This is a genomic window from Citrobacter sp. wls826, assembly GCF_005281245.1.
GTDB classification, from domain to species: domain Bacteria; phylum Pseudomonadota; class Gammaproteobacteria; order Enterobacterales; family Enterobacteriaceae; genus Citrobacter; species Citrobacter braakii.
Map to the genome: position 1 here is coordinate 12,097 of NZ_SZWS01000054.1, position 14,909 is coordinate 27,005.

Genomic DNA, 14,909 nt, shown 5'->3' on the forward strand with positions numbered 1-14,909 from the left:
AAAGGCGGTTATTTGCATTTAAAGACCCCTTTCGGTTTTTTGATTAAGGAGTCTTACATGAACAACAAAACTATCATCCTCACTGGCGATCGTCCCACTGGCCCGCTGCATCTCGGCCACTATGTTGGCTCTCTGCGCCAGCGCGCCACGCTGCAACATGATTATCAGCAGTTTATATTGGTTGCTGACCTGCAAGGGCTAACCGATAACGGCAGCACACCACAAAAGATCCGCAACAATATTCCCGAAGTGCTGGCTGATTACCTCGCCGCAGGAATCGACCCGTCACTCACCACCATTTGTCTGCAGTCGGCCCTGCCCGCCCTCGCTGAGCTGACCGCGCTTTATATGAACATTGTTACCGTGGCTCGCGTGGAGCGAAATCCTACGGTCAAAAACGAAATTGCGCAGAAAGGATTTGCCCGCTCGTTACCGGTTGGCTTTCTGGTTTATCCCATCAGCCAGGCAGCAGATATTACCGCTTTCAAAGCCGAGGTGGTTCCCGTCGGCGACGATCAGTTGCCCATGATCGAACAGACCAATGAGATCGTGCATAAGATGAATAGTCTGTTACCGACCTCTGTCTTGTCGCATTGTAAAGCGCTACTGAGTGAGACCAGCCGTCTTCCAGGGATCGACGGTAATGCCAAAATGTCAAAATCGCTCGGCAACACTCTACTCCTGTCCGCCAGTGAAGAGGATATTCATCATGCAGTCAGCGCAATGTACACCGATCCCAATCATCTAAAAGTGTCCGATCCGGGGCAGATTGACGGCAATATGGTATTTACTTACCTCGATGCTTTTCATCCGGATAAAGCAAAAGTTGCGGAGATGAAAGCACATTATCAGCGCGGCGGGCTGGGTGACCGGACATGCAAAAACGAGCTGGAGATGTGCTTGCAGGAGCTTATCGCCCCGATGCGCGAGCGGCGGGCAACCTACATCCAGGATAAAGGTATGCTGATGGCGATGCTCAAAAAAGGAAGCGAAGAGGCGCACGAGGTCACGCAGCAGACATTAAAAGAAGTAAAGCAAGGGCTGGGTTTGCCGGTGTTCTGAACTCGAAGCACTACAGGTTCGATAATTAAAGATAGCTCCCGACGAATGACAATCGCCGGGAGTAGCGCAGCCATGCGTTGACGCGTAAAGATAACCTCTGTCAAAGAGGCTAATTAATTCGCTGTTTAATAATCCGCGCAATACGATATGTCGTTTTTTATGCAGTGCTATTTCTACCCGGCCCTTCAATTATTTCAGCTAATCATTATGAATTACCCATTACATGTACGGGTTCGAAATCCTCACCTTGCCTGAGATATGATTATTTGTTAAATTAACCGCATTAGCGTCAAATACATTGAGCATTACACAGACGCTATTTATACAATAATGAATGATGGAGTTAAAATGAAGTATGCGTTTGCATTAATGTTGAGTATTGTATTGTCAGGTTGTACCGCAAATGATTGGGTGGATGCTGCAAGTGGGATAATGCAGGCAAAAGACCAACACGATAAAGACGCAAGAAACAATCGCATCAAAGAAGCCAACAGGGCTGCAGGCTACTGATATCTAAATGATTAACACATCCCTCTTCTTGTCTTTATAAACAGAAGAGGAATGGTATTCTAAACAAATTTACTGACTAAATAGCACAATTAAAATTGGTGTATAGCGCATACATATCCTTGCAGAGAATATAATAATCTAACGCTCAGTCCGCTCCGCGCCAGATGCTGGCTTTGCAAGTCCCCTATCCCTATTCCTCATGTAAAAATGGCACTAATTGAAAGATGCCAATCCACCTCCTCATGTATATCTATATCCACACATAGTCATAAAGAAAAGGATGGATGAAGATGCTAAGAGGTAAAAGAGCTGTAATTACGGGTGGAGGTGGAGGATTTGGTCAGGCGCTGTGCGTGTGGCTGGCGCAAGAAGGCGTCGAGGTGGATTTTTGCGCGCGGCGTGCTGATGATATTCAAAAAACTTGCAGTATCATCGCGGCTGAAGGCGGGATTGCAAAAGGATATATCTGTGATTTAACCCAGCCTGAATCCCTTTCGCAGTTTTCTTCTCAGTTGTTAACTTCAGACAAGCCCATCGACATTTTAATCCTTAATGCCGCCCAGTGGCTGTCAGGAACGTTAGACGATCAACCAGACGCAGAAATTATCAATACCGTCAGTTCAGGCCTGACAGGTGCGATTTTACTGACTCATGCATTGTTGCCTGGGTTAAGACGTTCAGAAAGCGCGGATGTCGTCTCAATAATATCTTCATGTGGGATTCCGAATTTTACGGATTCAATTGCGCATCCCGCTTTTTTTGCCAGCAAACACGGGCTTAGCGGATTCACAACTAAACTGTCACACCAGTTGTCCAAAGAAAATATACGTGTGACCGGGTTGTATCCACCGGATTTCGAACTTACAGGGTTAGATACGTTTGTTGATAGTCAATCCAGAATGGGGGAACGTTTATTAAATGGACGCTCAGTCTGGGAAACAATTCGTTTTGTGCTCGCTCAACCGCGTAGTTGCCATATAGGTAGTATCTACTTTCAAGGTCCGACTCGCGAGAAACTGAGTTCCAGGGGCTGAATTTGGTGACGTTGAACAACGTGCTCAACGTCCGTTCTTGACATAGCGGCTCTTGAGGGGCGCCAGCCAGACTGCTCCGTGCCAGAGGCGGACTTCTCACACTTCGGCTTATGTGGTCAAAATCTGTATGTCACTACACTTTATAGCATTTATATCAATAGTTAAGATAAAATTAAGGTTAACTGGCATTTCATTCGAATACGTAGCCCCACCCGTTAAATGAATGATGGCCTTAGACAGGAGCATTGCCAAGGTTCATGTAAACGATACAGGAAAGAGAACATCAGATGCCATGTATATACTCACTCAATGACCTGCTCGGACTGCTTATTTTTTCAAGAAAATATCACTTTCTCTACGATAATCTGGACTGCCTGATCATTGCATGGGCTGAAGATAAAATTACCGAAGGAAATGATTCGGGGACTCTCTTAATTCTCGCTTCACTGGGTCATGATAATCAACCTGAACGGAATGAGGTTGAATTATATCTGTCACGATACATGATAGAGCAGCGGATTGTACTGCCACCGCTAAAAACAGCAGCATTGGTCTGGATAAAGCTATTTATGAGTCAACTTTCCCAGTGCACATCCATTCATGATGCAGAACAAAAAATGTATTTTCTGGTGTGTCATTGGTTTGAACCTGACGTAAAGATTTTCGAGGCAGCGGTCGATATGCTGAAATCGCTTTACTGGCGTCTCTTTGATGAATGGAAAGGGCCAGGTACAAGCAAAGCGGTAAGGATGGTGGAGTCAGAATTCTTTGATCTGATTAATCGTGCGATGCTGCCCTATTCCCATAAAATTGAGAATCCAGATTGGCAGAATCTGCTTGTTCGGTAATTTTTACCTGCATCCTGAAAGATGTCTTTCATGTGTGAAAAACTCCATCCAATTTGAATTCCTTTTCGCATTTAACTTAAGCATATTCTGCCAAAACCTCATCGTTCCCCCTTTGAACCTGGAAACAAAGTTAAGCAGACTGAATAGCCGCTTTGTGCCAATGGCAGACTGGCAACGAACGAATCAGAGAGCAGATGCCGTTCTTACTACAAAACAGTGGTCAAATTTCTTGACCAATCCCAGGAAAGAAATCTTCAGCAACTCTATTAAATTGCATTAGTCAATCCTGAAACTGAAAGCCTGCATCGATAATAGATCCATATAGAGTATTTACCAGCCCAAAAGCCCTAACGGCACAATATGGTTGTGGAATACCTCAGTGGGATGAAACAAAGGAAACAAAGCAATTCAATACCCGGCTAACCTCACGATTTTTAAGCCATATCATCATAGTATTGACATTACCAATGTGAGGAGTAATAGAGTGGCACCGTATGGGGAAGCTCGTTTCATACTGTTTGACGACGCTCTCAGGCAATAATGCAATGCCCATTCCGGCACTTACGCAACCAAGTATTGCCTGAAAAGAACCAAACTCCAGCGGGTCGTCATAATCGACATTTTGTAGCCGTAACCATTGCCCAAGCCGGGAACGATAATTACATCCTTTCACAAAGACGAGCGGCCTTGTCACCTCCAGATCGGCTCCCGTCACGACATCACCATGCTCTGCGGCCGTAACCAGAACCAGGGTTTCCTGACACAGCACCTGCGTTTGTAGCCTTGAATTGTCTACGTGCAACGCCTTGTGGTCAGCGACGAAGGCAATTTCAAGTTCACTATTCTGGATCTGACGAACTAACACATCTGTCGGTGACGTTTTTAAGTTTAATTCTACGGAGGGCATTTCACGGTGGAAGTTTGCCAGCAAAGCAGGAAGTCGGACGGCGGCAGTGGTTTCCATTGCGCCAATGCGCAGAGGGCCAGCCGCTTTCGTTCCCTGCATAGACAACTCGGCTTCGTCTAAAAGCGCGAGGATTTTGTTAGCGTAACGCAGAAGCAGTTCACCTTCAGGGGTGATGTGAAGACGATTCTTCTCGCGAACAAACAACGAAACATCCAGGCTGGACTCCAGTTGCTTGAGCCGCGTCGTGACGTTTGAAGAAACGCAGTGCAGATTACGGGCTGCTGCGGTGATAGAGCCGGTTTCCGCGACGGTTTTAAACAAATTTAATGAGGTACTGTTCATCGTGTCTGTCACTCAAAGTGAAGGTTTTCGTCTTTTTTATTAACTTTTTATTATCATTTCTTTATGTAACATAACAATCAAATCTGATTGACATATTGAGCCTGAAAAATGGATCTTGATCACAATGTTATTGGCCATCGCCAGTTGAGCACGGCTGTCTTCGGTATGATTGTTTTAACGCTGGGGATGGGAATTGGTCGGTTTTTATATACTCCGATGCTGCCGGTCATGTTGCATGAAGGCATTTTTAATTTTTCGCAATTATCGTTAATCGCAAGCGCGAATTACGCCGGATACCTGGTTGGCAGCCTCCTGTTCTCGTTTGGTATTTTTGGTGGCCTGAAGAATATCAAAACGATGTTAATTTGTGCTGCATTAGTCACCGGCCTGCTTATTTTTGCGATGGCAGTAGTCACGCACCCTGATATAGTAATTGTTATTCGATTTATCGCCGGTGTTGCCAGCGCAGGCATGATGATATTCGGGTCGATGCTTATGCTACAGCATACCCATAATCCGTTTGTCATTGCTTCTTTGTTTGCCGGCGTCGGGGTGGGTATTTTTATAGGCAATGAATATGTTATAGCCGGTATCGCATATGCATTAAATTCAAAGCTACTATGGATCGGCGCGTCAATCATTTCAGCTGTACTCTTCATCGCGCTGATTATCTTGCTGCCTGCAAATAAACACGTTCTACCTCCTCAGAAAAAAGCTTCGTCATCCGAGCCGAACATCCAGTGGTGGAATTTAGCATTGTTATATGGACTGGCAGGCTTCGGTTATATCATTGTAGCTACTTATCTCCCTTTAATGGCCCGGGGAGTGGGTAATGAATTTCTGGCCAACCATATCTGGTCTATTGTTGGCCTTGCCGTTATCCCAGGATGCTATGGTTGGTTATGGGCTGCACGCAAGTGGAGCATATTGTCCTGCCTGAGTGTTAACTTAATTGTGCAGGCGAGCTGCGTTGTGATGGCCTCGTTTATCCATTCCCCGCTTTTATTGACCTTGAGTTGTATTGGCTTTGGTGCAACTTTCATGGGAACCAGTTCTCTCGTTATGCCACTCGCGAAAAAGATTTCTGCACCACAGAAAATTAATCTTCTGGGTCTGGTGACGTTAACATATGGCATTGGGCAAATTGCCGGGCCATTAATCGTGAGTGCGTTTCAGAACAATAAAAACGGGATGACTATTTCAATATTATCTGGCGCTTGTGCGTTATTTATCGCAGCAGGGATTAGCTATGTTCAACACAGCAAAGTTAAATACTCTCAAAGTTGGAGCAAAGAATGAAAAAGACAACCGTTGCTATTATAGGAATGGGGCCTCGGGGGCTTAGTATTCTGGAAAGGATTTGTGCTCAGCATGCACAACGTAAACAGAATGAACATATTAATATTGTTATCGTTGATAAAAATGCGATGGGTGTAGGTGCGCACAGTTTATCGCAGCCCGACCATTTATTGGTTAACACCGTTGCTTGCCAGATAACATTATTTGGTGATGCGACGGTAAGAAATGCCGGATCTTTCCGTTCAGGGCCATGTTTTCATCAGTGGGCTAATGAGCAGGGCTATAAAAATGTTGATGGCCGTTATTTAAAAGACGTGGCTGGCAAACCAATTGACGCCAACGATTATTTACCTCGTCGATTATTAGGTGAATACTTAAATTGGTTTTATCACGAAATTATCAAAAGTTTGCCTGACAATATCTCGGTTACACAGATAAATCAGCAGGCCAACAACATTCTGATTCAGGACGATGCGAAGTCTATTATTGTCTTGGAAGACAGTCAGCGTGTGGTGGCCGATTACATCTATTTAACCACTGGTCACAGCGACAACGCCAAAACGTTTGACGATCATCTTGTTGAACGATTTATTGCCAATAATTATAAGAAAAATGAACGCCTGGACTACTATTCGACTCCTTATCCAATGAATAATTTGAATAAAATAACAGCGGAATCAAATGTGATTGTTCAGGGTATTGGTCTGACTGCCTATGATGTCATTTCGCAACTCACTATCGGCAGGGGTGGAAAATTTAGCCGGGAAGAGGGTGAGCTTCGCTATCATCCTTCCGGAAAAGAACCGGGTATTTTTATCTATTCACGTAAGGCTCTACCTTTTAGCAGTCGCGGCGCGAATCAAAAAGGCGTTTCTGGGCAGTACTCCCCACGCTTCTTAACGGCAATGGCTATCAGAGAATTGCGGTTGAAAAATGTGTTTGAGAAAGGATCTTCAAAAATCGATTTTCTTGAACAAGTTTTCCCCTTACTGCATAAAGAAATGTGTTATGCCTATCGTTCAACCCTAAATGGGCAGTGGTTAGATGCTGGCTCTTATGAACCGAGCGCTGAAGACATCGCGGTAATTGACAGTGTGCTTTATCCACATCAATCACAGGAACATCTGAGTTTAAAGGATTATACTCAATGGTTTATGTATTTCCTGCGTAAAGATCTCCAGGAGTCTGAGGAGGGCAATGTCCATGGCCCGATCAAAGCGGCGACAGACATTATTCGTGATGTCAGGGATATTTTACGAGAAGCGATTGATAATTCAGGGCTTGAATCGCGGTCACATCAGTATTTCCTTGAGCATTTTAATCCTATTTTTAACCGCATTGCCGTTGGCCCGCCGAAGTTAAGAAATGAACAACTATTAGCATTAATGGAAGCGAATGTGGTGAGTCTGGCCGGTGGTAAAGATTCAAGGTTAGTATTGAACGACTGCGAAGGAAAATTCGAAGTTCACTCACCTTTTAAAGAAGAGAGTACTGAGATTCAGGCTGATGTTTTAATCAAGGCGAAAATTGCCAGTTTTTCGCCACTACATGACGCTTCACCGTTAATCAGAAATATGACAGCCAATGGTATTGTTCGTCCATTTATGAATGAGGGGTATCACCCGGGTGGGCTGGATATCGATCAATGCCAGCATCCTATTAATCGCATGGGGGAAGCGCAGACGGCTTTTTGGGTGCTGGGCAATCCTGCGGAAGGCGCGAATTTTTACACCTACGTCCTGCCACGTCCGCTGGTTAATTCAAGATTCCTGGTTGATGCAGGCCGTTGTGTCGCAGATATGTATCATCAAATGATGGTGCGGCAGGCTCAGCCAGAGGTAGCGATAAATGCAGACTGAGCAAATCCAGGCCCGTGGCAAGGCGTGGCAATCATTGCAACCTGCGTTAGCGATAACATCATTGCTGGTATTTCTGTTCGCTTGTGCGTTGACGGATAAACATGCGGCGATGTCGGCTATTGCGGGAGTTACCGCCGTGCTCTACTTCGCATCGACATTTGCTTTCTGGTCAAAAAAATCATCCGCCATAAGTGGTGTGATTATTTTTCTCTGCTCGATGATGTTTCTTCTTGCTACAAACAACCTGAAAGGCATTGTGCTCCCTGCAATTTTTTCGCGATATTTTGATGTGATTTTACTGCTTGTTGGTATTGCCTTATTACGACAAGTCATGGCCTCTCTTAATTTTACAGCTGTTCTGGGAGGATATTTTTCGCGTAGAAAAACATCGAACATGACTTTTGGGGTTACGTTATTGACGGCGTTCTTAACATGGCCAATGAGTCTGGGGGCAATATCATTGCTGCTCGATGGCCTCAAGTCAGTTATTGGGCCAAGATTCAACCTGGCAAAGATTATTACGCGCACCGTATGCATTACGATGGTACTGATGCCAACCACCATCGGCGCTGCTGCCGTTTGGGCGGCAATGCCTGACGTACCGCATCTTAAGGCGATGCTGGTGGGTATCCCTCTCTTTTTATTCAGTATCTTGTTCAACCAAAGCGCAAAAGTGACGGTAATCGCTGAAAACGAGACGGTGACACCCAGCCGTGATGGGATGCGGTATATCCTGCTATGTGTAGGTCTGTTCTGGGGAGTATTCATTTTTTCATTAACGGTACTGAATCTTAATTCACTGCAAAGTATTGCCTTTACAGCAGTTGTGCTCTTTGTTGTCGATCATCTGGTTAAAAAGGATAAACCCTGGGCTGAGCAATTAACTGAATCTGCACAGAATATATCCGGTGAGGTATTGTTGCTTTTAAGCTGTAGTGTGTTGACCTCAGTTTGTTGGCTGCTTTTTTCCCATGTACCTGAGGGTATCACTGCTTATGTTGGCGGGCTGACAACGTTGCAGATCTACGCGATTATTTTGTTCATCGTACCGTTTTTTGGTTTATTAGGTATCCATCCACTGATTATCTTTAGTATCGCATGGTCGATATTTTCTGATTATCTTACGGGGGGGATGGTTGATTATCAGATATGGATTTGCTTATTTATTGCAACTCAGCTTATTTCTCCCGTATCGATCAATGCTATTTTCGCCGCAAACAGTCTGAATGTATCACCCAGTAACACCAGTTTTAAAATGCACTACGGTTATGTTCTATCGTTTAATCTCTTTGCACTTGTTTATCTTGGTGCAATGTCAAAAATTATCTAATAAAAGGAGTTCATATGCCCTACGTAAATATTAAAATTACTAATGAAGGTGCTACCGTTCAGCAAAAGAAAAAATTAATGGAGGGAGTGACACAACTATTGGTTGATGTCCTGAATAAAAACCCCAGCACAACCATCGTGGTCATTGATGAAGTGGAGACTGATAACTGGGGAATTGGTGGCGTGCCAGTGACGGAGTTACGTAAAAAAAGCAAGTAGAGTTATTTAAAAAGTAAGGAGCCTGCCTCCTTACTTTTGCCCATAGATTATCAGTATAAAAGAGTCTGCAATATTATTTATTGTTGGATATGCATTTCATATCTTATAAGTAGACTGCTCAAACTACCGTATTAAGGACGTTATCTATGCACGCCTATCATCATATTCGACTGGGGAAGACTTCAGCTAAAGTCAAAAATAGTTTTGATGAATTACTACCCGATCCATGGCTTAAGGCTGAAGATGGTATTTTTCGGTTCAGAAGTTACATGCAGGCCAGGGCCGGACGTGAAAAGTATTTTGATCTGTGCGCAGTGGGTGAGTTTTTTCAAGCGGAAAAACTGAACAATTACGCTGGCGGTATTGCAAGAAAATACCCAGAAATAAAACAAGACGTTGCTGAAGAAGTGATGAATCTGGTGTTTCGTAAGCTTTTGCCATTGCTTCCAGACACGACTTACAATATTGGCATTCATCAAATAAGAATAACGACAGATGACCGAAGGCCTGGATATCCCGCTCCAGAGGGTATTCATAAAGATGGTTTTAAGTACATTGCAATCTATTGCAGCGAAATTGAGAATGTGACTGGTGGAGAAACCACGCTTATTCCTAATCATGATGGGGGCAATGATGCCTCTACGTTCAAACTGCATGCGGGCGATGCAGTAATATTCAATGATGTGAATTATCAGCATTATACCGCGGCAGTGGTTCCTTTGTTGCCAGGAAAAGGTTATCGGGATGTATTTGTCATTACATTTGATATTGAATGAGAAAAACAATGAATATCTTGCTGTGTCCACCAAAAATTATTTTTCAGCACTCACGTGAAGAGTGGCAGTCATTGCAATCAGTGGCCCCGGTTCTGATTGCAACGTGCGCAAGCCAGATCGATAATATTCTTGATCATATGGGGGCAGGTTTTTCTTTCCTTTTTTATGAAAACTTTAATGATAATCCCTTCGTGGAAATGGATATTTACCACTACGCCCAGGACAATAAAGCAACGGGTATCTTTTACCTCGCCGAAATCGATGTTCTGAGGGCCGCGCGAATCAGCGATCGTCTGGGTTTGACACACGACCGTGAAAAAAAGGCCATGTTCTTCCGTGATAAATTTATGATGAAATCGCTTGTTCAGTCTCATCAGTTAGCGGTTCCTGCTATGGCACGCGTCGACAGTGCGACTGCGATGGCGCGATTCATTGCCGAACAGGGATATCCCTGCGTCATCAAACCTAATGATGGGCGTGGATCACAGGGCGTGGTGGTTCTTAAAAATGAAGGCCAGCTTTATAAATATCTGGCGCAGGTTAAGCCGCCAGAGTATCACAATCTGCTCATTGAAAAATTTATCGAAGGCGAAGCTTATCAAATTAATGCGTTGTATTTAAAAGGAAAGGCAATATTTGTTTCTGCATCTCGTGCAACCGTCTCCTGCCTGGATTTTCTATCCGGGAAAACATTAGGTCTGGTTATGGAAGATGACACGCCGCTGCATCGTAAACTGATTGCCTACACCAAATATCTTGCTGAAGAGGTTTTTCCAACGGAAGAAAACGCATTGCTTCACCTTGAAGTTTTTGTTGATAAAGATAACAACATTATTTTTGGCGAGCTTGCTTGCCGATTAGGTGGCTGCTTTGTCAATGAAGAATTAGGGGCCGCTTTTGGTCTTGATCCTCGAATGACCTGGCTTAAAGCCAGTTTATGCGAAATCTATCCGCAGGATTTATCGCAAAGACAACCCGTTTTACGGGTTGGCCAATTAAATGTGCCGCCTGCACAGGGCACGCTCCTCTCTATTGCGGAAAAATGTCCATTGCCTTTTGTGGTTAAATATCGGGCAACAGGTGTCGTCGGCCGCCAATATGACGCGATGAAATTAACAAATGGCGAGATCGTGAGTGCTATTGTTCAAGCGGAGTCCAGCCGGGAAATACACGAACGTCTTGATGCATTGACCCAATGGGTTGCTGAAAATACCCTTTGGGTTAACGAAACCGTTCACTGAGTATTTAACACTCCCGGTAGCCAGGAGAAAGGTGTATGAAATTATTGTTAGGTTTTGCTCTTTGTATCCTGGCTGGGTTGGGTTTTACCTATTGCAACGTTCCGTTAGGTATGATGTTTGGCCCCCTTATTACCGTGCTGGTGTTAAAACGTACCGGTCTTTCTGTGCCAGTACTGCCGGGCAGCCTGACGGTGATTCAACTCTCTCTTGGTACGTCAATTGGTCTTTTATTTCGCGATTTTTCTTTTGGGGCGCAAGGAAATATCGCATTTTTACTGGTGTTATTAGTATGCTTATCCCTGCAATTCACCGCATGCTACTTGTGGTGTATTCACCGATTACGCTGGAGTAAGGAAGAGGCGTTATTGGGCGCCGTTCCGGGGGCAATGGCAGCGGTATTAGCGCTAGCGTCCCATGTTAAAACGCCGCCGCAAAAAATTATCATTTCGCACTCGCTACGGCTCATCACATTGACCTTATTTGCCGGATATATTACCGGCGGTGCGCAAACCCATATGGCCATGCCGCCTGTATTGTTTGCAACGACTAATGTGCTCTGGCTATTGGGTATTGTCTTTGCGGGCTATGTGTTGGGCAAATGCCTTGAACGCTTCCACTTTCCTGCGCCCTTTATGATCACGTCGTTGCTTTGTGCAGCACTCCTGCACCCTTTGTCATCTCAGACTGTGTTTTTTCCCGATATTTTCAATCAGTTCAGTATGATCCTGATGGGCATATTACTGGGGCATCATTTTATTGCGTTTACGTTGACTGCATTTTTGCGTCATCTTTGGTCTTCAATACAGCTCATTGCTATTGGACTGGGTGTGACGGTCATGATGGCATTTACAGCGGCGCATCTTCTGGATTATCCATTTTATTTATTGATGCTCTCCTGGGTTCCCGGGAGCGTGGAATCAATGTCCTTTGCGGCACTGGCGCTTAACGCGAATGCGAGTTTTGTGATGGCAAGCCATATTATACGCATGTTGCTCATCCAAACGATCCCTGCAATAGTTATCTACCGCAAAAGAGAGGTTATAGAAGGTAATAGCGCTAAAACCAGTAAGCCGACGAGGCCGCTGTAGGGGGTTATGACCTCCGTTATGAGCATAACGTTCGTTGCGAATTTTATACAGCTCATCATGAACAGCCCGTAGGTGGACAGGGAGATCATTCCGCTGGAGAACGCAAGTGCCATTGCTTTTGGCGAACAAACGTACGTAGCTGACCACAAAAGCGGTTGTTAACATCTCCTGTTCCATCATCGATTCAGTAGTGATTTCAAACTTGGTCGTACGAAGCCGACGATAAATGTAACTAAGGCTTGTTGTAGTAGGTATTACCTTTATAAGTCTAATCAGACTTTCAATCTCTTTATCGCAACCGCTAATAATCTCCGCCCCTTTCTTCATTATTTGTTCAAAAGGCGCTCTTAGATCAGCTGGTAATTTGCTAAAAAATTCTTCAGAGACGCTGTAATAGTCGTTGCCTTCAAAAATAGGAGGTGGTGACATAGCCATCTGGGTAAACCCTGTGTTGAGAAATTGCACCATTTTCAAACTAACTGGCGGTGTAAGTATCCCTGCAAAACGAATCATTCACTTTTATAGAGCTTCCGACAGACTGCTTTTGTGCTTACGAGACTAACTTCCGCTCCTCGCCCACAACGGACATTCGCTCAGTTAGCTTATCCGATCAGTACCAGAAACAGACGAGCTTGTCCTTACAGCACTTAAACGCGGTTCAGAGCATATCCCATCCCGTCAACAAAGCATCTGTCGATGCTCAGCTAGTGGAGATGCAGGAAAGCCACAAAATCAACAAATGTTTAAAATAATAATTTTGTTTAATTTAAAATAAAGTCATGCTACCGTGCTACTACACTTTCTTTAGGGCAAATCTGACACATGTCTATCGTACGCTACCCCACGACCAAGCCTTTTCCCTTTTCAGACGCCGTGCAGGTGAACGGGTTTGTTTTTCTTTCAGGCCATGTCGCCATGAGCCCCGAAGGTGAACCGTTGTATGGATCTGTCACCCAGCAGACCCGGCATATCATGCACGCCATCCGGGAAACTCTGGCGCGGGCGCATACGACGCTGAACCACATTGTGAAAGTCCAGGTTTGGTTAAGCAGCATGGAGCACTTTAGCGAATTCAATGTTGCTTACAGCGCGTTCTTCCCGGAAGGTTTCCCCGCAAGGAGCGTCGTCACCAGTCACCTTGCATTTGATTTAGACGTCGAAATAGAAGTCCAGGCCGTTGTCTAATGGAGAGAGCAAAATGAAAGACGAACGTGAACATTTAATCACTATTTTGACGGCTTCGCTTGAGGCATTGAGAACCACGCTTCCCTTAAACACAGAAGCAGTTCTGCATGACCTTACCCGCCCCGAATCGTCCGTGATAAGCATCATTAATGGACACGTCAGCGGCAGGAAAGCCGGTGATGCGCTGTTGTCCGGCCCGGAAAATGACACGGGATTTTTAGGTTTACTGGATGCTTCGCAGCGTGTTCCCAGTCAGGTATTCAGTGGATATACCACCACCACTCTCTCTGGCACCACGTTGAATAGCGCATCGACGATTTATTACAGCAAGGACGGCGTGCCGCTAGTGGCTTTTTGCATTAACGTCGATATGGATGTGGTATCAAAACTCAAACGCGACCTGGACTATTTACTCCATCCGGCCGCCGCGGCTGAAACGCCGGAAAATCCGCTAGGTGATATTCAGGATAAATCTCTGGATGACGTTATTTCGAAATTCAGACCCACGGGTTCAGAAAATAAGATTGATTTCAGAAAACGGGTTATTTCTGAAATACATGCTCAGGGCTTTTTCAAGATTAAAGGCAGCGTTAATCATGTCGCTAAAGCGCTGGGAGTTACCCGATACACCGTTTACAACTATCTGGATAAATTAAATGACAAAGTCTGACACCACAGTAATTCCTTTTTATCAGGTTGATGCTTTCACCTCTCAACCTTTTGGCGGCAACCCGGCGGGCGTTTGTCCGTTAACTGCGTGGCTGCCTGACGCTGTTCTGCAAGCCATCGCCACGGAGAATAATCTTTCTGAAACCGCGTTTTTTGTGCCGTTCGAGGAGGGTTATCACCTGCGCTGGTGCACGCCTGCGGTTGAAGTGGATTTGTGCGGTCATGCCACTCTCGCTGCATCCTGGGTGCTGTTCAACAAGCTTGGCTACCAACAAGAAACTATCAGCTTCCACACCCGCAGCGGCCTGTTGACGGTGAGTAAGAACGGGGACGAACTCTGCATGGACTTCCCGGCTAAATCGGCCATGAAGATTGATACTCCTGATGGACTGCTGGCAGCCCTCGGCATTACCGCCGGTGTTATCGGGGTGTGGAAATCGGACGATCTGATTGTACTGGTCGATGACAAAACCATCATCGACGGGCTTAATCCTGACTTCAACAAGCTGGCGGTATTCGACACCCGCGGCGTGATCGTGAC

15 protein-coding genes are annotated in these 14,909 nt (G+C 45.1%); 14 read left to right on the top strand and 1 reads right to left on the bottom strand.

Annotation, left to right across the window (positions count from 1 at the left end; translation table 11 throughout):
- Nucleotides 1-57: 57 nt before the first annotated feature.
- The 4 genes from trpS to FDW87_RS14075 all read left to right on the top strand — a co-directional run bounded on the left by trpS (nt 58) and on the right by FDW87_RS14075 (nt 3,454).
- Nucleotides 58-1,062: a tryptophan--tRNA ligase gene (gene trpS / locus FDW87_RS14065; RefSeq protein WP_053389369.1), complete on the top strand. Its 1,005-nt coding sequence runs from the start codon at nt 58-60 to the stop codon at nt 1,060-1,062.
- 348 nt (nt 1,063-1,410) lie between these two features.
- A complete protein-coding gene (locus FDW87_RS21075) occupies nt 1,411-1,572 on the top strand; it encodes a hypothetical protein (RefSeq protein ID WP_016156412.1) in 162 nt (53 codons plus the stop codon).
- Between the two features lie 290 nt (nt 1,573-1,862).
- The gene (locus FDW87_RS14070) at nt 1,863-2,606 is read left to right on the top strand and encodes an SDR family oxidoreductase (RefSeq protein ID WP_137379926.1); all 744 of its coding nucleotides are present in this window, start codon (nt 1,863-1,865) and stop codon (nt 2,604-2,606) included.
- A gap of 287 nt (nt 2,607-2,893) precedes the next feature.
- A complete protein-coding gene (locus FDW87_RS14075) occupies nt 2,894-3,454 on the top strand; it encodes a hypothetical protein (RefSeq protein WP_019076712.1) in 561 nt (186 codons plus the stop codon).
- Nucleotides 3,455-3,830: 376 nt separating this feature from the next.
- Here the strand turns inward: FDW87_RS14075 and FDW87_RS14080 are convergent, their stop codons facing one another.
- Entirely contained in the window at nt 3,831-4,703 is an 873-nt protein-coding gene (locus tag FDW87_RS14080; RefSeq protein WP_016152964.1) for a LysR family transcriptional regulator, read from the bottom strand.
- Between the two features lie 108 nt (nt 4,704-4,811).
- Between FDW87_RS14080 and FDW87_RS14085 the strand changes: the two genes are divergently transcribed.
- From FDW87_RS14085 to FDW87_RS14135, 10 genes are all read left to right on the top strand, one after another.
- Complete coding sequence (locus FDW87_RS14085; protein ID WP_016156407.1) at nt 4,812-6,002, top strand: MFS transporter; 1,191 nt, start codon at nt 4,812-4,814, stop codon at nt 6,000-6,002.
- Nucleotides 5,999-7,861, top strand: a complete 1,863-nt coding sequence (locus FDW87_RS14090) for an FAD/NAD(P)-binding protein (RefSeq protein ID WP_137379861.1) — start codon at nt 5,999-6,001, stop codon at nt 7,859-7,861. The genes FDW87_RS14085 and FDW87_RS14090 overlap by 4 nt, the downstream gene beginning before the upstream one ends.
- Nucleotides 7,851-9,191 (top strand): hypothetical protein, encoded by a 1,341-nt coding sequence (locus FDW87_RS14095; protein ID WP_137352078.1) that lies wholly within the window; start codon nt 7,851-7,853, stop codon nt 9,189-9,191. The genes FDW87_RS14090 and FDW87_RS14095 overlap by 11 nt, the downstream gene beginning before the upstream one ends.
- Nucleotides 9,192-9,205: 14 nt before the next feature.
- Nucleotides 9,206-9,409 (top strand): 4-oxalocrotonate tautomerase family protein, encoded by a 204-nt coding sequence (locus tag FDW87_RS14100; protein ID WP_137379862.1) that lies wholly within the window; start codon nt 9,206-9,208, stop codon nt 9,407-9,409.
- Between the two features lie 146 nt (nt 9,410-9,555).
- Nucleotides 9,556-10,185 (top strand): 2OG-Fe dioxygenase family protein, encoded by a 630-nt coding sequence (locus FDW87_RS14105; RefSeq protein ID WP_016156404.1) that lies wholly within the window; start codon nt 9,556-9,558, stop codon nt 10,183-10,185.
- Nucleotides 10,186-10,193: 8 nt separating this feature from the next.
- On the top strand, nt 10,194-11,426 hold the full coding sequence (locus FDW87_RS14110; RefSeq protein ID WP_075849150.1) for an acetyl-CoA carboxylase biotin carboxylase subunit family protein: 1,233 nt from the start codon (nt 10,194-10,196) through the stop codon (nt 11,424-11,426).
- A gap of 35 nt (nt 11,427-11,461) precedes the next feature.
- Nucleotides 11,462-12,514 carry an AbrB family transcriptional regulator gene (locus tag FDW87_RS14115; protein ID WP_137379863.1) on the top strand — a complete coding sequence of 351 codons (1,053 nt, stop codon included), beginning with the start codon at nt 11,462-11,464 and terminating at the stop codon, nt 12,512-12,514.
- A gap of 822 nt (nt 12,515-13,336) precedes the next feature.
- A complete protein-coding gene (locus FDW87_RS14125; RefSeq protein WP_032947028.1) occupies nt 13,337-13,699 on the top strand; it encodes a RidA family protein in 363 nt (120 codons plus the stop codon).
- A 13-nt stretch (nt 13,700-13,712) separates the two neighbouring features.
- Nucleotides 13,713-14,369 (top strand): transcriptional regulator, encoded by a 657-nt coding sequence (locus FDW87_RS14130; protein WP_115190618.1) that lies wholly within the window; start codon nt 13,713-13,715, stop codon nt 14,367-14,369.
- On the top strand, nt 14,356-14,909 hold a 554-nt coding region (locus tag FDW87_RS14135; RefSeq protein WP_252363181.1), incomplete at its 3' end, for a PhzF family phenazine biosynthesis protein. The genes FDW87_RS14130 and FDW87_RS14135, both read left to right, overlap by 14 nt.